Source organism: Halopseudomonas sp. MFKK-1 (genome assembly GCF_027474385.1).
Classification (GTDB): domain Bacteria; phylum Pseudomonadota; class Gammaproteobacteria; order Pseudomonadales; family Pseudomonadaceae; genus Halopseudomonas; species Halopseudomonas aestusnigri.
Map to the genome: position 1 here is coordinate 602000 of NZ_CP114836.1, position 21305 is coordinate 623304.

The following is a 21305-nucleotide window of genomic DNA, read 5'->3' on the forward strand; positions in this document are numbered from 1 at the left end:
ACCAAAACACTTAATGACCTCAGTCACTCTTCGGACAGGTAACCCGATCCACCAGATAGACCAGACTGTGATAGTCCACGCCGCTATGGCTGGACAGCCCGATCTCGCAGGTACGGCTGGTTGATACCCCCTCGCTGCAATGCTGCACCACCGGCTTGAGCGTGCGCAGTGCATGATCATTCAGCTCGGGCAGGTTGAAGCCCTTGTCGCCGGCAAAGCCGCAGCAGTGAATCCCTTCCGGCACCACGACGTTGGTACTGCAGCGCCGGGCGATCTCGATCAGCGCCTGCCCCTCGCCCAGATGCTGGGTACTGCAGGTTACGTGCACCGCGACCGCCCCGGCCTGGGGAGTGAACTCCAGCCGCTGGAACAGATGGGTGCGGATAAAGCGCACCGGATCAAAGATATCCAACCCATCGGCCTCGCCATTGATCAGACTCAGCGTACAGGGGCTGGTGTCGCAGTAGATCGGATCCTGACCGTTGCGGCTAGCCTCGCGCAGCGCTGCAAGCAGCTCGTTGCGCTTGGCCTCGGCCTGCTCGGGATAGCCCTTGGAGGCAAACGGCTGGCCGCAGCACAAGCCATCGAGCTGCGCCGGCAGTACGACTTCATAGCCCGCCTTTTCCAGCAGCGCCCAGGTCTTGTCGATCAGCGGCATCTGCTCGCTGTCGCTGCGCGCCGGCCCCATGCTGCGCGAGATACAGGCCGGCAGGTAAACCACCCGCGGCTTGCCGCTTTGCCATTGATCAAGCGGCGGAATCAGTTTGACCGGCTGCGGCATTGCCGGCGTCCAGCTCGGCAGGCTCGCACCAGACAGCTTGCGCGCGCCCTCGCTCCAGCGCTGCAGACGCGGTGCGCCGAGCAGGCGGTGGGCCAGATCTGCGGCGCGCAGGGTAAACCGCACGCCCTTGAGTGCACCGGCAAAGTGCTTGGCCAGCCAGTTGGCGCGATCCGGGTAAGCCGCTTGCGAGGCGCGCAGCTCACGCACCAGATCGCCGGTATTGATGCCCACCGGGCAGCGCTCGGCGCACAGGCCGGTCGCGGCGCAGCTGTCGATGCCCTGATATTGGTAGGCGGTTTCCAGCTCACGGGTATCGATACCCGCGCGCTTTTTTGCCTGAATATCGCGCCAGATGACGATGCGCTGGCGCGGCGTCAGGGTCAGGCCGTTGCTCGGGCAGACTGGCTCACAGAAGCCGCACTCGATGCACTTGTCGACGATGTCGTTCGCGGCCGGCAGCGGCTTGAGGTTTTTCAGGTGAATCTGCGGGTCATCGGACAGCACCACATCCGGGTTCAGGATGCCCTGCGGGTCAAGCAGCCGCTTGATGCGCCACATCAACTGATAGGCGTCGCTGCCCCACTCCTTTTCAACGAACGGCGCCATATTGCGGCCGGTGCCGTGCTCGGCCTTGAGCGAACCACCGAACTCGATCGCGACCAGTTCGGCCACATCGCCCATGAACGCTTCGTAACGGGCGACCTGCGCCGGGTCCTCGAAGCCCTGGGTAAACACGAAGTGCAGGTTGCCCTCCAGCGCGTGGCCAAAGATGATCGCCTCGTCGTACCCGTGCTTCTCGAACAATTCGATCAGCCGGTGTACACCGGCCGCCAGTTGCTCGACCGGGAAGGTGACGTCTTCGATGATCACGGTGGTTCCGGTCGCGCGCACTGCACCAACCGCCGGGAAGGTGCCCTTGCGAATCGCCCACAGCTGTCCGGAGACCGCCGGATCTTCGGTAAAATCCACCTGCTGCTCGACCGGGAACGGGGCCAGCGCCGCGCGGATCTGCGCCAGTTGCTCGTGCAGCAGCGACTGACTGGCGGCGCGCGACTCGATCAGCAGCGCACAGGCGCCATCCGACAGCGCAGCCACCCAACCCGGCAGCCCCGGCTGATCCTGCACCGAGCGCAGACTGCGGCGATCCAGCAGCTCCACCGCTGCCACCGGCTGCTGCTTGAGCACCGGTACTGCGCGGCAGCAGGTGTCCACATCCGGAAACACGATCAGCGCACTGGCCTTGTGCGGGTATTCGGGAACGGTGTTGTAGGTCACCGAGCTGATAAAACCGAGGGTGCCTTCAGAGCCGACCATCAGGTGGGTGAGGATATCCAGCGGATCGTCAAAATCGACCAGCGCGTTAAGCGACAAACCGGTGGTGTTCTTCAGCCGATACTTGTGGCGAATCCGCTCGGCCAGCGCGGTATTGGCGCGGGTTTCGCGGCCCAGCTCGGCCAGTTGCTCAAGCAGCGCGCCGTGACTTTGGCGGAAGGCCGCCACACCGCGTTCGTCCTCACTGTCCAGCACGGTGCCATCAGCCAGCACCAGACGCATACCAGCCAGCGTCTGGTAGCTGTTCTGCGCCGTGCCACAGCACATGCCGCTGGCGTTGTTGGCAACAATGCCGCCGATCTTGCACGCGTTGATCGAGGCCGGGTCCGGCCCGATCTTGCGCCCCAGCGGCGCCAGTACAGCGTTGGCCTGCGCGCCGATTACGCCAGGCTGAAGGCGAATCTGATTACCACCGTCGCGAATCTCCCGACCGCTCCAGTAATCGCCCAGCACGATCAGTACCGAGTCACTGATCGCCTGTCCGGACAGACTGGTGCCCGCCGCACGGAAAGTGACCGGCACCTTATGCCGGGTGGCCAGATGCAACAGACGCACCACCTCTGCCTCCGACTCGACCCGCACCACCAGCTTGGGAATCAGCCGATAAAAGCTGGCGTCGGTGCCAAACGCCAGGGTCGACAGCGGATCGACGAACAGACGCTCGGGCGGAATCAGGCGACGGGCGCCGGTCAGAAAGTCGGCAGGCAGGCTCATGCTATCTCCGTATTACTTGCTCAGATGCTGCAGTTCACGCACCAGCAGATCGGCGTTGATCTCACTGATGGATTTGGCACCGGTCAGCACCATTGCCACCCGCATCTCTTTTTCGATCAGCTCCAGCAGATTGCTCACGCCCGCCTCACCATCAGCCGCCAGCGCGTAGATAAAGGCGCGGCCGAGCATGGTGCAGTCGGCGCCGAGCGCCAGCATACGGACGACGTCCAGACCTGTGCGAATACCCGAGTCGACCAGAATCTTCAGGTCACCTTTAACCGCATCGGCAATCGCCGGCAGCGCTCGCGCGCTGGACAGTACGCCATCGAGCTGACGGCCGCCGTGGTTGGATACCACTATACCGTCGGCACCAAAGCGCACCGCATCGCGGGCGTCTTCCGGATCGAGAATGCCCTTGATCACCATCGGGCCGTCCCAGAAGTCACGAATCCACTGCAGATCTTTCCAGGAGATGGACGCATCGAAGTTGGCACCCAACCAGCCCATGTAGTCTTCCAGGCCTGTCGGATTGCCCCGGTAGGCGGAGATATTGCCCAGGTCGTGCGGTTTGCCGAGCAGCCCCACATCAAAGGCCCAGCGCGGATGGGTCACAGCTTGAAGGTAACGACGCATCGCGGCGTTCGGGCCGCTCATGCCCGAGTGCGCGTCACGATAGCGCGCACCGGGCACCGGCATGTCGACGGTGAACACCAGGGTGGTCACGCCGGCGGCCTTGGCGCGCTCCAGCGCATTCTTCATGAATCCGCGATCCTTCAACACATAGAGCTGAAACCACATCGGGCGACTGATCGCCGGTGCAACTTCTTCAATCGGACAGACCGAGACGGTCGACAGGGTAAAGGGAATGCCCTTGTCAGCTGCTGCGCGCGCCGCCTGCACTTCACCGCGACGGGCGTACATGCCGGTCAGGCCGACCGGTGACAGCGCCACCGGCATGCTCAGGGCTTCATCGAACAGACGGGTTTCCAGGCTCAGCTCCGACATGTTCTTCAGCACCCGCTGCCGCAGAGCAATACCGGCCAGATCCTCGACGTTCTTCTTCAACGTGTGCTCGGCATAGGCCCCACCGTCGATATAGTGAAACAGAAAGGGAGGCAGTCGGCGCTGAGCGGCGGCGCGGTAATCGGTCGAGGCAGAAATGATCATCAGCAAACTCTCATCGGTTCTTCAACGGGCAACGCCCCGGCAGCCAGGGCCGGGGCGCGAGCAGTCAACACATCAACCAGCCATCAGCGGATCGCTGACACCCAGCACATAGGCAGCAAACAGCGCAATCACACCAGTCATCAGCACATAGTACAGAGTCGGCCAGACAGTCCGGCGCAGGGTGGTGCCCTCACGGCCGAGCAGGCCCACAGTTGCCGAGGCAGCCACCACGTTGTGGATCGCCACCATGTTGCCGGCAGCGGCCCCCACGGCCTGCACCGCCACGATCAACGCGGTCGACAGGCCAAGGTTGCTGGCCACGCCAAACTGAAACTGGCTGAACATCATGTTCGAGACGGTATTGGAGCCCGCGAGGAACGCGCCCAACGCACCGATGGTCGGCGCCAGCAACGGGTAGATGCCACCGACGCTGTCGGCCACATAACGGGCCATCAGAATCGGCATGCTTGGCAGGTCAGCCGCGTTCACTCCGGAGTTGATCAGGATACGCACCATCGGCACGGTAAACAGCAGCACAAAACCGGCACTCAGCAGCACGCCACCGGACTCGCCAAGCGCCTTGCCCAGCTCACGGACCTTCATGCGATGCAGGAAGAAGGTCGCGATCACCACCATGACCAGGATGCCGCCAGGCAGATAGAGCGGCTGAACCCCACCGCTGACACCGGTCTCACCAAGAATATCGGTAAAGTTGATGGCCACCGACTTGAACGCGGTGCTGACCTCGGGGAACACCCGGCTGATCACCAGCAGCACACCGACCAGCAGGTAGGGCAGCCAGGCACGGAAGCTGCTCATGGGGCGCGCAGTCAGCTCTTCCAGCTTCATCTCGATCGTGCCCATCCAGGCCTCCGGCCAGCTGTCGCGGGGCGCAAAGTCCCACTGACGCTTGGGTACCAAAAAACCGAAACGCGCGGCGCTGGTCACCACTGCCAGACCGACCAGACCACCGATCAACGACGGAAACTCGGGGCCGAGCAGCAGGCCGCTGATGAGATAGGGAATGGTCATCGACAGGCCGGCAAACAGAGCAAACGGCAGCACCTCGAATACCGCGCGCCAGCTTTTGTCCTTGCCGAAGAAGCGCACCAGCATGATGACCATAACCAGCGGCATGACCGTACCGACCAGCGCATGCACGATGGCTACCTGGCTGGTGATCAGCTGCAGGTAGGCGTCCCAGCTTGAGCCGTTGGCGGCCAGCTGCTCGCCGATCGCGGCGTGATCCAGCCCGGTGTTGACCCCGACAATGATCGGCGTACCGACCGCACCAAAGGACACCGGCGTGCTTTGCACCAGCATGCCCATCAGCACCGCAGCCATCGCCGGGAAACCGATCGCCACCAGCAGCGGCGCGGCAATCGCCGCCGGGGTGCCGAAGCCGGACGCACCTTCGATAAAGCAGCCAAACAGCCAGGCGATGATGATCGCCTGAATGCGGCGGTCAGGGCTGATGGTAGTAAACCCGGCACGAATCGCGGTGATACCGCCCGAATGCTTGAGGGTGTTCAGCAGCAGAATCGCGCCAAAAATGATCCACAGCACCCCCACGGTGACGACCAGGCCCTGCAGGGTCGACGCCAGCACCCGGTTGAAACTCATATCCCAGACAAACAGCGCGATCCCGGCGCTGAGCAGATACACCAGCGGCATGGCGCGACGCGCCGGCCAGCGCAGACCGATCAGCAATACACCTGCAAGCAGGATCGGGGCAAAAGCCATGAGGGCAAGGAAACCGGAAGACATGGAGCGCTCCTGTAGTTGTTATTGGCGGTCGAGCACCAATTGGTAAGACCAATTTACAAAAATGGATGACCAGATTAAAAAAGCACCAGAGCCATGTCAAACCCATAACGCTAGACTTTGGTATAGATCAATCCTGACGGGTTGCCTGTAAAGGTCATGCTGGTTACCCTCTACAGGCGATTGGTCAGACCAAAGGAACAACAATGGAAGTAGGTCAGATTCGACAGCGCAGACTGTCGGACAACATCGTCGAGCAACTGGAAACCATGATCCTTGAGGGCACGCTGCAGCCGGGGCAGCGCCTGCCGGCCGAGCGCGCGCTGGCCGAGCAGTTCGGCGTGTCCCGCCCGTCGCTGCGCGAGGCAGTACAGAAACTGGTCGCCAAGGGCTTGCTGATCAGCCGCCAGGGCGGCGGCAACTATGTCAGCGATTCACTCGGTTCAAGCTTCAGCGATCCCCTGCTCAGCCTGCTCGAAGGTCATCCGGAAGCGCACCGAGACCTGCTGGAGTTCCGCCACACGCTGGAAGCCGACTGCGCCTATTACGCCGCGCTGCGCGCTACCGATCTGGACCGCCAGCACCTGCAGAGCGCCTTTGACGCCCTGCAGGCCTGCTACGCCCGCGAGGGCAAGGCGTCACGCGCCGAGGAAGGCGCCGCCGACGCGCGCTTTCACCTGGCAATTGCCGAAGCCAGCCACAACCTGGTGCTGCTGCACACCATTCGCGGCCTGTTCGACCTGCTCAAACGCAATGTGGTAACCAATATCGGCGGCATGTATGCGCTGCGCAGCGAAACCCGGCGGATGCTGGTCGCGCAGCATCAGGCGCTTTTCGACGCCATCATGCAGGGCCGCGCCGACGATGCCAGACGCATCGCCAGCGAGCACATCAGCTACGTGCAGGACGTGCTGGAAGAGCGGGAGGAGGAAAGCAGACGGCTGGCCCGCGCGCAGAGACGCGAGCGGCCGATCAGTCGCTGAGCCAGTCAGCGAACACCTCGCTGTTGTGCTCACCCAGCAGCGGCGGCGGGCGCCGGTAGTCAACCGGCGTGCGCGACAGTCTGATCGGGTTGGCGACCAGGTCCACCTCACCGGCCAGCGGGTGGGCCATGCGAATGCGCGTACCCCGCGCCTGCACCTGCGGATCGGCAAACACCTGCGCCAGATCATTGATCGGCCCGCAGGGCACACCCGCCTGCTCCAGCGCCGCAATCCATTCGGCGGTGGTGCGAAATACCGTCACCTGGCGGATCAACGGAATCAGCTCGGCGCGGTTGGCAACCCGAGCAGCGTTGCTGACAAAGCGCGGATCAGTCGCCCACTCCGGGTGCCCCGCCACCTCGCAGAACTTGCGGAACTGGCCGTCGTTACCCACCGTCAGGATGAAGTCACCATCGGCGGTCGGAAAATCCTGATACGGGACGATGTTCGGATGAGCGTTGCCCAGCCGCTTGGGCGGCACGCCCGTGGTGAGATAGTTCAGCGCCTGGTTACCGAGGCAGGCAATCTGCACATCCAGCAGCGCCAGATCGATGTACTGGCCCTGACCGCTTCGCTCACGCTCAGCCAGTGCGGCGAGAATGGCATTGCTGGCGTAGAGCCCGGTGAGAATATCGGTCAGCGCCACGCCGACCTTGACCGGCCCGGCACCATCCTCCCCGTCTGCCTTGCCGGTGATGCTCATCAGGCCACCCATGGCCTGAATCATGAAGTCATAGCCTGCGCGTTTGGCATACGGCCCCTGCTGGCCGAAGCCGGTCACCGAGCAGTAGATAAGGCGCGGATTGAGCGCCTGCAGGCTCTGGTAATCCAGCCCATAGGCCGCCAGCCCGCCAACCTTGAAGTTCTCGATCAGCACATCTGCGCGCTGCACCAGCTCACGCACCCGCTGCTGCCCCTCGGGCTGGGTAAAGTCGATGGTAATCGAGCGCTTGTTGCGGTTGGCCGACAGAAAGTACGCCGCCTCGGAGGTATCGCGACCATCGGCATCACGCAGATACGGCGGCCCCCAGGCACGGGTGTCATCACCCGCCCCCGGCCGTTCGACCTTGACCACATCCGCCCCCAGATCAGCCAGCATCTGCCCGGCCCATGGGCCAGCCAGCACGCGGGACAGGTCGAGGACGCGCAAACCGGATAATGCACTCATGTCTTTAGCTCCAAGCTTCAAGCGGCAAGCTTCAAGCCACAAGCTGGCCGTGCGGGATACGAAGATAAGGGTACTAGCGGTACGCCAATGCAGCGTGAGGAGAACGCGACAAGCCGAACCAACTCAGAACGGCTTGTCGCTTGCAGCTTAAAGCTTGCAGCTGCCTGCCCGCCTTCAGAAGAAGGCTTGCAGGCCAGTCTGCGCACGGCCGAGGATCAGCGCGTGTACGTCGTGGGTACCTTCATAGGTGTTAACCACTTCCAGGTTGACCACGTGACGGATCACACCGTATTCGTCGGAGATACCGTTGCCACCCAGCATGTCGCGGGCAACGCGGGCGATGTCCAGCGACTTGCCGCAGGAGTTGCGCTTCATGATCGAGGTGATTTCCACCGCAGCAGTACCTTCGTCCTTCATGCGGCCCAGACGCAGGCAGCCTTGCAGAGCCAGGGTGATTTCGGTCTGCATGTCAGCCAGCTTCTTCTGTACCAGCTGAGTCTGCGCCAGCGGACGACCAAACTGCAGACGGTCCAGGGTGTACTGACGGGCGGTGTGCCAGCAGAACTCGGCGGCACCCAGCGCGCCCCAGGAGATACCGTAACGGGCGGAGTTCAGGCAGGTGAACGGACCTTTCAGACCGGTCACGTGCGGCAGCATGTTTTCTTCCGGAACGAACACGTCTTCCATCACGATCTCACCAGTGATGGAGGTACGCAGGCCAACCTTGCCCTTGATCGCCGGCGCGCTCAGACCTTTCCAGCCTTTCTCCAGAATGAAGCCACGGATGACGTCGTCGTCGGTTTTTGCCCAGACCACGAACACGTCAGCAATGGGGCTGTTGGTGATCCACATCTTGGCACCCTTGAGCAGGTAACCGCCCTCGGTCTTGCGTGCACGGGTGACCATGGAGCCCGGATCGGAGCCATGGTTCGGCTCGGTCAGACCAAAGCAGCCGATGAACTCACCACTGGCCAGCTTGGGCAGATACTTCTGCTTCTGCTCTTCACTGCCAAATTCGTTGATCGGCACCATCACCAGCGAGGACTGCACACTCATCATCGAACGGTAACCGGAATCAACGCGCTCGACTTCACGGGCGATAAGACCGTAGCAGACATAGTTCAAGCCGCTTCCGCCGTACTCGGTCGGAATGGTTGCACCCAGCAGGCCCAGCTCGCCCATTTCGCGGAAGATTTCCACGTCGGTCTGCTCGTTACGGAACGAGTTCAGCACCCGCGGCATGAGTTTGTCCTGGCAGTACTGGCGTGCACTGTCACGCACCATGCGCTCTTCTTCAGTCAGTTGCTGATCCAGCAGCAGCGGATCTTCCCAGTTGAAACTTGCCTTGGATGCGGCCATGAGCTCTCCGATATTCGTTTTACGGGTGATGGGGTTCCACTGGGGAACCATAATGTGTCAGTGACTCTACGCACAGAGAAACCAGCAAACAAGCGTCTTTTATGCAGATACCTGTGCTAAATTGGAACTCCGACCAATTGCATAGCGACAAGCCGCAAGCTTCAAGCTGCAAGCAACCCCGGCTCAGCGCACGGACAGCTTGCCGCTTGATACTTATAGCTTATAACTGCTCCGAAGGAGCCCGCCCCATGCGCCGCAAGATCCCTCCGACCCAGGCCCTGATCTGCTTCGAGTCGTCCGCTCGCCATGAGAGCTTCACCAAGGCTGCCGAGGAACTCTCGCTGACCCAGAGCGCGGTGTGTCGCCAGATCGCCAACCTCGAAGCATTCCTTGATATTCAACTGTTTCGCCGTACCCGCCGCGGTGTGAAACTGACTGACGCCGGACAGATATACAGCCGTCGAATCGCCAGCCGGCTGGATGCTGTCGAGCGCGACACCCTGTCGGTGATGGGTAATCAGGGCACCGCCACCCTGGAGTTGGCCCTAGTCCCCACCTTCGGTACCCAGTGGCTGCTGCCGCGGCTCAGTCACTTCCTGCGCCAGCATCCGCAGATCACCGTCAATATGACCAACCGTACGCGGCCGTTCCTGTTCGCCGATACCGAATTCGATGCCGCCATCTATTTCGGTGATGGCGACTGGTCCGGTACGCAAACCCACTACCTGATGCCCGAAGCGCCGATTCCGGTGTGCAGCCCGGCGCTGATCGCCCCTGCGCGCGAGCTGACGCCCGAGGACATCGCCCAACTGCCACTGCTGCAGCAGACCACCCGCCCCTATGCCTGGCGCCAGTGGTTCGCCGCCGCTGACATGCGCGTCGAACACGACCTCAACGGTACCCGGCTGGAACTGTTCTCGATGCTCGCGCAAGCCGCGATGCACGGCATGGGCATCGCGCTGATCCCGCCATTTCTGATCCGCCAGGAACTGGCAGACGGCCGCCTGATCAGCCCCTGCCCACGCAGCTTCGAGACCGACAACGGTTACTACCTGGTGATCCCCGAGCGCAAGGCCGAATCGGCTGCGCTGCTGGCGTTCCGCGACTGGATTCTGCAGCAGGCGCGCGCCTGGGTTAAGGAGGCGGCAAGCTTCAAGATGTAAGTTGTTAGCGGCAAGCTGCAAGCAGAACCGGATGGGCGGCGTCCTGAGAGTGTCCGTAGCGTCGAGCAGCTACCTCCGCCTGAATACCCCCCGCGATGGAGCCCCGCACGGGTTTTGCTTGCAGCTTGAAGCTTGCAGCTCAAAAAAAAGGGGCCCGAAGGCCCCTGAAGCACACATGAACTAGTTACCGCGATTACTGGCGAATACCTTCGACAGTAATGATCAGGTCGACGGTTTCAGACGCCGGCCCGAGGTTGTACGTGATACCGAAATCGGCCAGCTTCAGCGTTGTGGTCGCATCGAAGCCGGCGCGGTAGCCACCCCAGGGGTCGTCGCCTTCACCGATGAAGCGCGCGTCCAGCACCACCGGCTTGGTGACGCCGTTCAGCGTCAGATCACCGGTGACCTTGGCGGTGTTGTCGCCAGTCATTTCCACCCCGGTGGAGGTAAAGGTCGCAGTACCGTGCTCTTCCACATTCAGGAAGTCGGCGCTGCGGATGTGCTTGTCACGCTCGGCGTGGTTGGTGTCCACGCTGGCGGTGTTCAGCGTCACGTTGACGCTGCTCGCCTCAGGCTCGGCAGCATCCCAGCTGAAGGAACCGTCAAAGTCGTTAAAGCGGCCATAGATCCAGCTGTAACCCAGGTGGCTGATCTTGAAGTTGACCGAGGCGTGCTGCCCCTGCTTGTCGATCTGGTAGTCCGCGGCCTGCGCCAGACCACCTGCCATCATCAGACCACCGAGGGTGGCTGCAACCATCAGTTTCTTCATTTGCCATTCTCCGTCGAGTTGCGCAGCCGCATGCCGAGCATGCGCCGCAGAGTATTATCCTTGTCGATCAGGTGATGCTTGAGCGCGCCCAGCGCATGCAGCCCGGCGAGCCCCAGCAACCCGAGCGCCAGCCAGTAGTGCACGGCACCCGCCCGATCGGCCTGCTGCGGCAAGCCGCTGATCAGCGCCGGCACGTCGAACCAGCCAAACAGGCTAACGCCGCTACCCTTGGCGGTCGAAATCAGATAGCCGCTGATCACAATGATCAGCATAGCGGCGTACATCAGCCACTGCGCAGTGCCTGCTGCCATTCGCTCGACGCGCGAGTGAGTGGGCAACGCTGCCGGCGCCGGAGACAACCAGCGCCAAAGCAGACGAACCAGCAACAGAGCCGCAAACACCAGCCCTACGCTTTTGTGCCAGAACGGCGCACTGGTATACCAGGGGCTGTAATAGTTGAGGCTGGTCATCCACAGACCGACAGCTGCAAGCCCTGGGACCATCACCACCATGACCCAGTGCAGGCTCATTGCCAGCCAGCCGAATCTGTCCTTGCTGTTACGCCACTGCATAGTCACCTCACCTGCGATGGGCGAGATATTCCCATCGACTGAATAAGATAAAAAGCGCAAAAATTGGTTCCCACCAAACAGGTTTCTCGATATTTCAGCCTGGCAGTATGCTTTGTCGTCGCCACGAAAAAGGTGCCCTGCGGAGATCAGGGGCAATGCGAAAGAACACTATGTGAAGGGCGTTAACCGAGTACTCAAATAATGGAGTGTGCACCCGGGGTTCATCCCGTTTACGCGGGCGAGTAGCGCAGGATTGGCAGGAAAAAGGACGGCAGCCTGTTTGAGGCTCGAAGAGCCGAGTTCTGCCGGCCCCTGCCAAGCCGAGCAACGCAGCGAACCCGCAGGGCCGCGTAGCCGGGTGCCCGGGGGGATCGCCAAGGGGGGCTGGGCAAGCAGCCCCCCTTGGCTCGCCGTGGAGGCGAAAAGCTGGCTTGGTATCAGCGCAAAAAATGCATCTCCAATTACGTGGTGATAAACCACAAAAAACCTCCCGAAGGAGGCTTTTAGTCAGCACCTGGCAACCTGCCTCAAAAGAACAGTCGCTTGAGCTCCTGCCCCGGATTGGCCGCGCGCATAAAGGCCTCACCAACCAGAAAGCCGTAGACCTCATGTGCGAGCATCAGCTCCACATCGGTGCGATGCAGGATGCCACTTTCGGTGACCAGCGTCTTGTTGCGTGGAATCTGCGGGATCAGCTCCAGAGTGGTGTCGAGCGTCACCTCGAAGGTATGCAGGTTACGGTTGTTGATGCCGATCAGCGGGGTATCCAGCTTGAGGCCGCGCTCGAGTTCGGCGGCATCGTGCACCTCGACCAGCACATCCAGACCGTGCTGCCTTGCGGTCGCTGCCAGCTCGCCCATCTGCACGTCGTCCAGGCAGGCAGCGATCAGCAGCACACAATCGGCACCCAGCGCACGGGCTTCGACGATCTGATACGGATCGACCATAAAGTCCTTGCGGATCACCGGCAGCGAACAGGCGGCACGGGCCTGCTGCAGGTAATCGTCATGGCCCTGGAAGAAGTCGACATCGGTCAGCACCGACAGGCAGACCGCACCACCTGCTTCGTAGCTGGCAGCGATCTCGGCGGGCTGGAAATCCTCGCGCAGCACGCCCTTGCTCGGTGACGCTTTCTTGATCTCGGCAATCACACCCGGACGCTGCGCCGCAGCGGCGTCCTGAATGGCCTTGGCGAAGCCTCGGGCAGGCGAGGCTGCAGCAGCCAGCTGCTCCAGCTCGGCCAGGCTACGCTGCTGAAGACGCTCTGCCACTTCCTCGTGCTTGCGCGCGACGATGTTCTGCAAGATGGTCGGCACGCTCATTGTGCTGCTTCCTCCCGGAATACTTCGGTGAAGGCGATAAGTTCGTTGAGTTTTTCCCGAGCCAGACCTGAATAAAGCGCATCGGAGGCGAGCTTTACGCCTTCGAGCAGACTGGTCGCATGATCTGCCGCGTACAGCGCCGCACCGGCATTGAGAATGATGATATCGGCCGCTTTTTCACCGGCCTCGGTTTCGCGCTTGCCGAGCGCATCGCGGATCAGCTTGAGCGAGCCCGCCGCGTCATCGACCGTCAGACCGATCAGCGAGCGGCTCTTGATGCCGAGTTCTTCCGGGCTGACGTCGTACTCGCGGATTTCACCGTCTTTCAGCTCGGCGATATGACTGGTCGCCGCCAGACTCAGCTCGTCCAGCCCATCCTTGGAGTGCACCACCAGCACGTGCTCGCTGCCGAGGCGCTTGAGCACCTCGGCAATCGGCCGGCACAACGCCTGGGTAAATACACCGATGACCTGATGCTTGACCCCGGCAGGATTGGTCATCGGGCCGAGCATGTTGAAGATGGTGCGCATGCCCAGCTCGCGGCGCGGGCCGATGGCATGCTTCATCGCACCGTGATGGGCTGGCGCAAACATGAAGCCGACGCCGACACTTTCCACGCAGCGGGCGACCTGCTCGGGCGTCAGATTGAGGTTCACGCCTGCCGCCTCCAGCAGGTCGGCGCTGCCGCTCTTGCCGGATACCGCACGGTTACCGTGCTTGGCGACCTTGCCGCCAGCAGCGGCTACCACCAGCGCGGCGGCGGTCGACACGTTGAAGATGTTGGCGCCGTCACCGCCGGTGCCGCAGGTGTCGACCAGGCGCTCGGCGTTGATCTTCACCCCGGAGGCCAGCTCGCGCATGACCAAGGCCGCGCCGGTAATCTCGTCGAGGGTCTCGCTCTTCATGCGCAGGGCAACCAGAAAGCCGCCGATCTGTGCGTCGGTGCACTGGCCGGTCATGATCTGGCGCATGACGTCCTGCATTTCCTCGGTGGACAGATCCAGTTGATCGACCACCTTGCCGAGGGCTGTCTTGATATCCATACCGTCTCTCCTTGCTGGTCAGCGGCGCATGCCGCCCTGCTGCTTGAGGAAGTTGGCGAGCATCTCGTGCCCCTGCTCGGACAGGATCGACTCGGGATGAAACTGCACGCCCTCGATCATGTATTCGCGGTGGCGCACGCCCATGATTTCGTCAACGCTGCCGTCTTCATGCTGGGTCCAGGCCGTCAGCTCCAGGCAGTCGGGCAGCGTGTCGCGGCTGATTACCAGAGAGTGATAACGGGTCACCGTCAGCGGATTATTGAGGCCGGCAAACACGCCCAAGCCTTCATGGTAGACCGGACTGGTCTTGCCGTGCATGACCTGACGGGCACGCACCACATCACCGCCAAAGGCCTGGCCGATACTCTGGTGGCCGAGGCAAATGCCGAGAATCGGCAGCTTGCCGGCAAAGTGCTTGAGCACCGGCACCGAGACTCCCGCTTCGTTGGGCGTGCACGGACCGGGCGAGACGACGATGCGCTCGGGATTGAGGGCTTCGATCTCGGCGACGGTCAGCTCGTCGTTGCGCACCACCTTGACGTCGGCACCCAACTCGCCGAGGTACTGCACCACGTTGTAGGTAAAGGAGTCGTAGTTATCGATCATCAGCAGCATGGCGTTTCTCCTTTACCGGGCCGATTGTTCAGCGAGGGCAATCGCACGGAACATGGCGCGACGCTTGTTGATGGTCTCTTCCCACTCCAGCGCGGGCACCGAGTCAGCAACAATGCCGCCACCAGCCTGTACGTGCAGCTCGCCATCCTTGATCACCGCGGTACGAATCGCGATGGCCGTGTCCATATTGCCGTTCCACGCCCAGTAGCCGACCGCGCCGCCGTAGACGCCGCGTTTGACCGGCTCCAGCTCGTCGATGATTTCCATCGCGCGAATCTTCGGCGCGCCGGACAGGGTGCCCGCCGGCAGAATGGCGCGCAGCGCGTCCATCGCGGTCAGTTCCGGCTTGAGCTGGCCCTGCACGTTGGAGACGATGTGCATGACGTTGGAATAACGTTCGATGACCATCTTCTCGGTTACCTTGACCTTGCCGATCTGCGCCACGCGGCCCACGTCGTTGCGGCCCAGATCGATCAGCATCAGGTGCTCGGCGATTTCCTTGGCGTCGGACAGCAAGTCCTGCTCCAGCGCCAGATCGGCTTCTTCGGTCGTGCCGCGCGGGCGGGTACCGGCGATCGGACGTACCGTCACTTCACCCTCTTCGACACGGACCAGCACTTCGGGAGAGCTGCCAACCACGTGGAAGTCGCCGAAGTTGAAGAAGTACATGTAAGGCGTCGGATTCTGGCTGCGCAGCGCCCGGTACAGATCAATCGGCTCGGCCTTGAAATCGATGCTCATGCGCTGGGACGGCACCACCTGCATGCAGTCACCGGCAAGGATGTATTCCTTGATGGTGTCAACCGCCCGCTCGTAATCCTCACGGGTGAAGCTGGCGCGGTATTCCAGGTCGGTATCGACCGGCGCAGCCAAATCAATCAGCTTGCGCGCCGGGGTCGGCAGGCGCAGCTGCTCAAGCAGTTGATCGAGCCGGGCATTGGCCTGTTCGAAGGCATCATCGGCACTTGGGTCGGCCAGCACGATGGCGTGCAGCTTGCCGGCCAGGTTGTCGAATACGACAATCTCATCGGACACCATCAGCAGGATGTCCGGGGTACCCAGCACATCCGGGTTAACGGTCGCGGCCAGACGCGGCTCAACATAGCGCACACAGTCGTAGCCAAAATAACCAACCAGCCCGCCATTGAAGCGCGGCAGACCCGGAATGCTCGGCACCCGGTAACGGGCCTTGAAGGTCTCAACGAAATCCAGCGGATCGGCGCACTCGTGGCGCTCCTGCTCGACGCCGTCGACCAGCACGGTTGCGGTATGGCCATCGACGCGCAGCACGGTACGCGCCGGCAGGCCGATAATGGAATAACGCCCCCATTTCTCGCCGCCCTGCACCGACTCCAGCAGGTAGGAGTAGGCACCGTCGGCCAGTTTCAGATAGGTGGACAGCGGGGTTTCAAGATCTGCCAGCACCTCGCGTACAACGGGTACACGGTTGCAATCCTGGGCAGCCAGGCGAAGGAATTCGTCTCGGGTCATGATCAGCCTCAAAGGCAGGGTAAGTCATACGCAAACAGGGGTGCTCGCACTCGGGAGCGAGCGAGGACAGTTCAGGTACGCCAACGCCAGCGGGCGAGCGCCTTGATAACTCTCATCAGTTTGCGATTGCTGACAAACACGGCTGATCCATCACTGGTCGGGACACCCGAGCAAGCCTATATGAGCGCGTCAAGCGAATCAACCAGCAAATCCGGGTTCTCCGAGGCAATCGGCCGGCCGTGATTGTAGCCGTAGCTGACCGCCACCACCGGCACCCCGGCCGCCTTCGCCGCCAGTACGTCACTGCGGGAATCGCCGACAAACAGCGCCTGCCCAGCCTCAACACCAGCCTGCTGCATGACCCAATGAAGCGCAGCCGGGTCGGGCTTCTGCACCGGCAGGGTGTCGCCGCCAACCAGCCAGCGGAAATAACCGTCCAGTTGTTTGTCCGCCAGCAGCTCCGGCACGAAGCGACTCGGCTTGTTGGTGATCAGTGCCAGTGGCACCTGCTCACCCTGCAGCCGGTCAAGCAACGCGCGAACGCCCGGGTAAACCGTGCTGCGCGAGTGATCGCCGGCGTAAGCCTCGAGAAACAGCGCCAGCGCCTGCTCGGTCTCAGCCTCGCCGATGTGCGCGTGCTCGATATCGCCGGCCAGCGCCCGACGCACCAATACTCGCGCACCGTTGCCGACCCAGTGACGGACCTGCTCGACGCCCGCGGCGTCACGACCAAGCTGACCCAGCATCACATCCACCGCCGCCGCCAGATCCGGCACCGAGTCAATCAGAGTACCGTCCAGATCAAACATCACCAGGTTCGGCAGCTCGCCACCGAACAGCTCGCGCAGCAACGACATCTCAGCGCTTGGCCTGTGCCAGCTCCGCACGCATGCTGTCGATGACCGCCTTGTAATCCGGCTTGTTGAAGATCGCCGAACCGGCGACGAAGGTATCGGCACCGGCTTCGGCGATGGCGCGGATGTTCTGCTCGTTGACGCCACCGTCGATCTCCAGACGAATTTCGCGACCACTGGCATCGATCAGCGCACGCGCCTCACGCAGCTTGTCCAGGGTGCCCGGGATGAACTTCTGGCCACCAAAGCCCGGGTTGACGCTCATCAGCAGCACCATGTCGACCTTGTCCATCACGTACTTGAGCGCATCCAGCGAGGTCGCAGGATTGAATACCAGACCGGCCTTGGCGCCGCCGTCCTTGATCAGTTGCAGGGAGCGGTCGATGTGTTCGGAGGCTTCCGGGTGGAACGTGATGTAGCTGGCACCCGCCTCGAGGAAATCACCAATGATGCGATCGACCGGCTTGACCATCAGATGCACATCGATCGGCGCGGTGACGCCATACTTACGCAGCGCCGAGCAGACCATCGGCCCGATTGTCAGGTTCGGCACGTAGTGGTTGTCCATCACATCGAAGTGGACGATGTCGGCACCGGCGGCCAGCACCCGATCAACGTCCTCACCCAGGCGGGCAAAGTCGGCGGACAGAATGGACGGCGCAATGGCGTAATCGAGCATGGGAGAACCTCGGCAGGGGCAGACACGGAAATGCCGGCCAGTTTACCCTATCCGTCGTGGTTATACTCATCAGGACTTCGGACCGAGACGGACCCCATGCGCGCGCCAATCCTCATTGCCCTGCTCTGCCTTGCCGGTATCGCCCAGGCCCAGGAGCCAGCAACGCCGCCACCGGAGGCAACTGCCCCCGAGCGATCGCACGCGTTGTCCCGCGACCTTCAGTACCAGCAGACACTCAAGCGCGAAACGCCAATCAGCGAACAACGGCAGCTCGAGTTCGCCGGCGAGTCACGGCTGGGACTGTTTCTGCCTGCCGCACGCCCCGAGCCACTCGGCGGCATTTTGCTGATTGCCGGGGCTGGAGAGCACGCCAACTGGCCCGAGCTGATCGCCCCCGCCCGCATCAGTCTCAGCGACGCCGGCTGGCACACCCTGGCCATCAGCCTGCCCGAAGCGCCGCGCGAGCCCGTTGTTGACGTCCCGCCGGAACCGGTCGAGTCGGCCGCACCGAGCGAGGAGGCGACGCCGGAGATCGTGCCGGCCGATGCCTTGCTGGCCGCCAGCGATCAGGTCGATGCCGCGCCAGAGCCGCCGCCCGAGGCGCGCTACAGCGAACGGGTCACGGCGCTCATCCGCGCCGGCCTGCAAGTGCTGGAGGGTGAAGGCGCCCATCAGGTACACCTCATTGCCCGCAACGAATCAGCCTATTGGGCGCTACTGACCGCCAGCACCGGCGCTGCCGATCAGCCACCAGCGACCCTGATGCTGTATCAGACCCGGCAGCCGGCATCAGTCCCGGAGCCGACCCTCGACAGCTTGCTGGAAACGAATACGCGCCCGCTATTGGACATGCTGAATCTGGAAATCACACCCGACCGGCTGATGGCAGGTGAGCATCTGCGCATCGCCCGCCGCAAGGGGCAGCAGACCTACCAGCAAATGGATCTCGCGCCACTGGAGCGATCCGCCTTTGCCGCCGACATGCTGGACAAGCACCTGCGCACCTGGCTCACCAGCCACTATCAGCCGCCGCCACCGCCAGTGGCCGCTCCCTGAGCGCTCAGCGAAAGCCGCGATGACGACGCAATGTCTCGTAGGCCTGCTGAATCTGTCGTATTTTTTCACCCGCCCCGCGCTGCTGGGCGGCGCTGCCCCCACGGGCGGCCAGCTTGTCCGGATGGTGCAAGCTGAGCTGACGACGATAGGCGCGCTTGATCGCCTCCGGTGAGTCATCGGGGCTGACCTTGAGTATGCTGGCCGCCTGCTGAATGCGGTCCTCCTGCGCAACCGCTGCACGACCGCCCTGAGTCTGGCGGCTGTATTGATGACGCTGATGCATGCGCTGCTGCTCGGCCTGCCCCAGCCCGGCAACCTTTGACCACCCTGCCAGCAGCCCCTGAACCTCGTCGTTCAGGCGACCAGGCAGCACCGCCATCCGCCAGCAACAATCCATCAGTTCCGCCGCGCGCCCCGGCTCACGGCGACACAGGGCGCGTACCAGTTTGACCAGATCATCACTACGCTTGCCTTCGTTGAAGTCGTGCATGGCTCGCAGCCTGGCGTCACCGTCCAGCCGATACTGCTGCATCAGATCCCGCGCCAGCTGCAGATGGGCCTGGGTCACACGGCCACTGGCCTTGGCCAGCCGCCCCACGCACAGAAACAGCACACGCTCGAAACTGTTACCGGCGCCACGTACCTGAGCCAGACGCTCCGGCAGATCGCGCCAGTGACGCAGCTGCCAATGACGATCCAGCGCGTGCCCGACTACCGCGCCAAGGACAGCGCCGGGCACAGCGCCGCCGAGACCGCCCACCAGCGCACCCAATACGGTTACCGGCCACAGCATCGCTCAGCCCCTCGCCACACGCTCAGCATCGGCCAGCCGCTCCGGCGTGCCGACATCAATCCAGGCACCACGAAAATGCTCGCCACTGACCCGCCCCTGCGCCGCTGCCGCACGCAGCAGTGGCGCCAGCGCAAAGGCCCCTTCCGGATGCCCCGCCAGCAACTCGGGGTGCAATACCGCAATGCCGCTGTAGGTCAGGCCCGCCTGCCCGGCAGCCGGGTTGCCGACCATGCCATCGGTAAGCAAAAAGTCGCCACTCGGGTTGTGCACGGGATTATCGATCAGCACCAGATGCGCCAGCATGCCTTCGGGCAGCGCCAGCTGCGCAAAGTCATAGCGGGTCCAGACATCGCCATTGACCAGAATAAAGGGTGCATCACCCAGCAGCGGGAGCGCCTTGCGAATCCCCCCTCCGGTCTCCAGCGGCTCCCCCTCGGCAGACCAGCGAATATTCACGCCAAGGCGCTTGCCATCCTCGAAATAACGCTCGATCTGCTCGCCCAGCCAGGCGTGATTGATCACCAGCTCACTCACCCCGGCCGCGCGCAAGGCCTCAAGGTGCCACTGCAACAGCGGCTTACCGGCTACCGGCAGCAGCGGCTTGGGCGTATGCAAGGTCAGCGGCCGCATCCGTTCGCCCTTGCCGGCCGCCAGCACCATGGCTCTCATCATGGCTCCAGCCCAAGACTGTCGAGCAGCGCAGCCAGCGGGGCCAGCCGAGTGTCGGCGGCACAGGCATCACGCAGGTAACGGACAAAGCGCGGTGCATCCTGCAGGTAATGCGGCTTGCCGTCGCGGTGGCAGATCCGGGCAAAGATACCCAATACCTTCAGGTGACGCTGCACGCCCATCAGGCGCGCCTGGGCCAGGAACGTATCCAGCTCATCCGGCACCGGCACCCCGGCGGCCCGCGCCTGCTGCCAGTAGCGCGATAGCCATTGGCTGCGCTCCGGCGCGGGCCAACTGAAAAAGGCATCGGCAAACAGCGAGGTAGCGTCGTAACTGACCGGGCCGTACAGCGCGTCCTGAAAGTCGAGCACACCCGGCTCACCCTCGGCGGTCATCAGGTTGCGCGGCATATAGTCGCGGTGAACGTAGACCCTGGACTCGCCAAGATTGCTGTCGAGCAGCAGCGCCTGTACCTGATCCCACAACGATTGCTCTTCGGCAGACAGGCTTCGCCCCAGTTCGCGCCCGACGTACCAGTCCGGAAACAGGGCCAGCTCACGGCGCAGCACCGCTTCGTCGTAGTCGGGCAACACACCGGGGCGGCTGGCGAGCTGCCAGCGAATCAGGCTGGTGATCGCTGCGGCAAACATCCGCTCAAGCTCTGCCGGCGCAACGCCCTGCTCGATGGTCTGCAGGTAGGTTTTGGCGCCCATGTCCTCCAACAGCAGAAAGCCCTGCGGCAGGTCCTCGGCGAATAACCGCGGCACCCGCACGCCCGCGTCCTGCAACAGCCGGGTAATGCGCACAAAGGGCTCGGTATTCTCGTGCTCGGGCGGCGCATCCATGACAATCAGGCTGCGCTCACCGGCCTGCCAGCGAAAGTAGCGGCGAAAACTGGCATCGGCACTGGCCGCAGACAGCACGCCGGCGGGCAGGTCTGTCCATCCAAGTGCAGCGGCAGCCTGCGGCAATACCTGATCCAGCCAAAGTTGCATCTGTTGCTGTCGTGAA

The 21305-nt window shown here is 62.8% G+C and carries 19 protein-coding genes; 3 read left to right on the plus strand and 16 right to left on the minus strand.

The genetic code is table 11. The features are described from left to right. Nucleotides 1–19: 19 nt before the first annotated feature. The 3 genes from O5O48_RS02745 to O5O48_RS02755 form a co-directional block, all read right to left on the minus strand. Nucleotides 20–2827, minus strand: coding sequence for an FAD-binding and (Fe-S)-binding domain-containing protein (locus O5O48_RS02745; RefSeq protein WP_269688082.1), 2808 nt, complete (start codon nt 2825–2827; stop codon nt 20–22). Between the two features lie 12 nt (nt 2828–2839). Beyond that, a complete protein-coding gene (lldD, locus tag O5O48_RS02750; RefSeq protein WP_228245507.1) occupies nt 2840–3994 on the minus strand; it encodes an FMN-dependent L-lactate dehydrogenase LldD in 1155 nt (384 codons plus the stop codon). A gap of 72 nt (nt 3995–4066) precedes the next feature. After that, nucleotides 4067–5761 (minus strand): L-lactate permease, encoded by a 1695-nt coding sequence (locus O5O48_RS02755; protein WP_269688083.1) that lies wholly within the window; start codon nt 5759–5761, stop codon nt 4067–4069. 203 nt (nt 5762–5964) lie between these two features. Between O5O48_RS02755 and O5O48_RS02760 the strand changes: the two genes are divergently transcribed. After that, complete coding sequence (locus tag O5O48_RS02760) at nt 5965–6741, plus strand: GntR family transcriptional regulator (protein WP_104738719.1); 777 nt, start codon at nt 5965–5967, stop codon at nt 6739–6741. On the opposite strand, the gene O5O48_RS02765 is transcribed toward O5O48_RS02760, so the two are convergent. Together O5O48_RS02765 and O5O48_RS02770 are read right to left on the minus strand one after the other, a co-directional pair. After that, entirely contained in the window at nt 6731–7909 is a 1179-nt protein-coding gene (locus O5O48_RS02765) for a CaiB/BaiF CoA transferase family protein (protein WP_332367349.1), read from the minus strand. The genes O5O48_RS02760 and O5O48_RS02765 overlap by 11 nt on opposite strands. Before the next feature lie 174 nt (nt 7910–8083). Further along, entirely contained in the window at nt 8084–9268 is a 1185-nt protein-coding gene (locus O5O48_RS02770; protein ID WP_088274389.1) for an acyl-CoA dehydrogenase, read from the minus strand. 248 nt (nt 9269–9516) lie between these two features. Between O5O48_RS02770 and O5O48_RS02775 the strand changes: the two genes are divergently transcribed. Then, nucleotides 9517–10431, plus strand: coding sequence for a LysR family transcriptional regulator (locus tag O5O48_RS02775; protein WP_269688084.1), 915 nt, complete (start codon nt 9517–9519; stop codon nt 10429–10431). A 193-nt stretch (nt 10432–10624) separates the two neighbouring features. Here the strand turns inward: O5O48_RS02775 and O5O48_RS02780 are convergent, their stop codons facing one another. The 8 genes from O5O48_RS02780 to rpe form a co-directional block, all read right to left on the minus strand. After that, on the minus strand, nt 10625–11200 hold the full coding sequence (locus tag O5O48_RS02780) for a YceI family protein (protein WP_269688085.1): 576 nt from the start codon (nt 11198–11200) through the stop codon (nt 10625–10627). Then, nucleotides 11197–11772 carry a cytochrome b gene (locus O5O48_RS02785; protein ID WP_269688086.1) on the minus strand — a complete coding sequence of 192 codons (576 nt, stop codon included), beginning with the start codon at nt 11770–11772 and terminating at the stop codon, nt 11197–11199. The genes O5O48_RS02780 and O5O48_RS02785 overlap by 4 nt, the downstream gene beginning before the upstream one ends. A gap of 527 nt (nt 11773–12299) precedes the next feature. After that, nucleotides 12300–13094, minus strand: coding sequence for an indole-3-glycerol phosphate synthase TrpC (gene trpC, locus O5O48_RS02790; protein ID WP_269688087.1), 795 nt, complete (start codon nt 13092–13094; stop codon nt 12300–12302). Beyond that, nucleotides 13091–14137, minus strand: coding sequence for an anthranilate phosphoribosyltransferase (gene trpD / locus O5O48_RS02795; RefSeq protein ID WP_088274379.1), 1047 nt, complete (start codon nt 14135–14137; stop codon nt 13091–13093). Before trpD ends, trpC begins: the two co-directional genes overlap by 4 nt. An 18-nt stretch (nt 14138–14155) precedes the next feature. Beyond that, the gene (locus tag O5O48_RS02800) at nt 14156–14752 is read right to left on the minus strand and encodes an aminodeoxychorismate/anthranilate synthase component II (protein WP_269688088.1); all 597 of its coding nucleotides are present in this window, start codon (nt 14750–14752) and stop codon (nt 14156–14158) included. Nucleotides 14753–14764: 12 nt separating this feature from the next. Next, nucleotides 14765–16243: an anthranilate synthase component I gene (gene trpE / locus O5O48_RS02805; protein ID WP_269688089.1), complete on the minus strand. Its 1479-nt coding sequence runs from the start codon at nt 16241–16243 to the stop codon at nt 14765–14767. Between the two features lie 176 nt (nt 16244–16419). After that, the gene (locus O5O48_RS02810) at nt 16420–17100 is read right to left on the minus strand and encodes a phosphoglycolate phosphatase (protein WP_269688090.1); all 681 of its coding nucleotides are present in this window, start codon (nt 17098–17100) and stop codon (nt 16420–16422) included. Nucleotide 17101: 1 nt separating this feature from the next. Then, complete coding sequence (rpe, locus tag O5O48_RS02815) at nt 17102–17776, minus strand: ribulose-phosphate 3-epimerase (RefSeq protein ID WP_088274372.1); 675 nt, start codon at nt 17774–17776, stop codon at nt 17102–17104. Nucleotides 17777–17872: 96 nt separating this feature from the next. On the opposite strand from rpe, the gene O5O48_RS02820 reads away from it, so the two are divergent. Beyond that, nucleotides 17873–18832 (plus strand): DUF3530 family protein, encoded by a 960-nt coding sequence (locus tag O5O48_RS02820; RefSeq protein ID WP_269688091.1) that lies wholly within the window; start codon nt 17873–17875, stop codon nt 18830–18832. 4 nt (nt 18833–18836) lie between these two features. On the opposite strand, the gene O5O48_RS02825 is transcribed toward O5O48_RS02820, so the two are convergent. Genes O5O48_RS02825 through O5O48_RS02835 form a run of 3 tightly spaced genes read right to left on the minus strand, consistent with a single transcriptional unit; the run spans nt 18837 to nt 21289 of the window. After that, nucleotides 18837–19625: a DnaJ domain-containing protein gene (locus tag O5O48_RS02825; RefSeq protein WP_228245517.1), complete on the minus strand. Its 789-nt coding sequence runs from the start codon at nt 19623–19625 to the stop codon at nt 18837–18839. Nucleotides 19626–19628: 3 nt separating this feature from the next. Continuing rightward, the gene (gene murU / locus O5O48_RS02830; RefSeq protein ID WP_228245568.1) at nt 19629–20294 is read right to left on the minus strand and encodes an N-acetylmuramate alpha-1-phosphate uridylyltransferase MurU; all 666 of its coding nucleotides are present in this window, start codon (nt 20292–20294) and stop codon (nt 19629–19631) included. Then, a complete protein-coding gene (locus tag O5O48_RS02835) occupies nt 20294–21289 on the minus strand; it encodes an aminoglycoside phosphotransferase family protein (RefSeq protein ID WP_269688092.1) in 996 nt (331 codons plus the stop codon). The genes murU and O5O48_RS02835 overlap by 1 nt, the downstream gene beginning before the upstream one ends. Nucleotides 21290–21305: the final 16 nt, after the last annotated feature.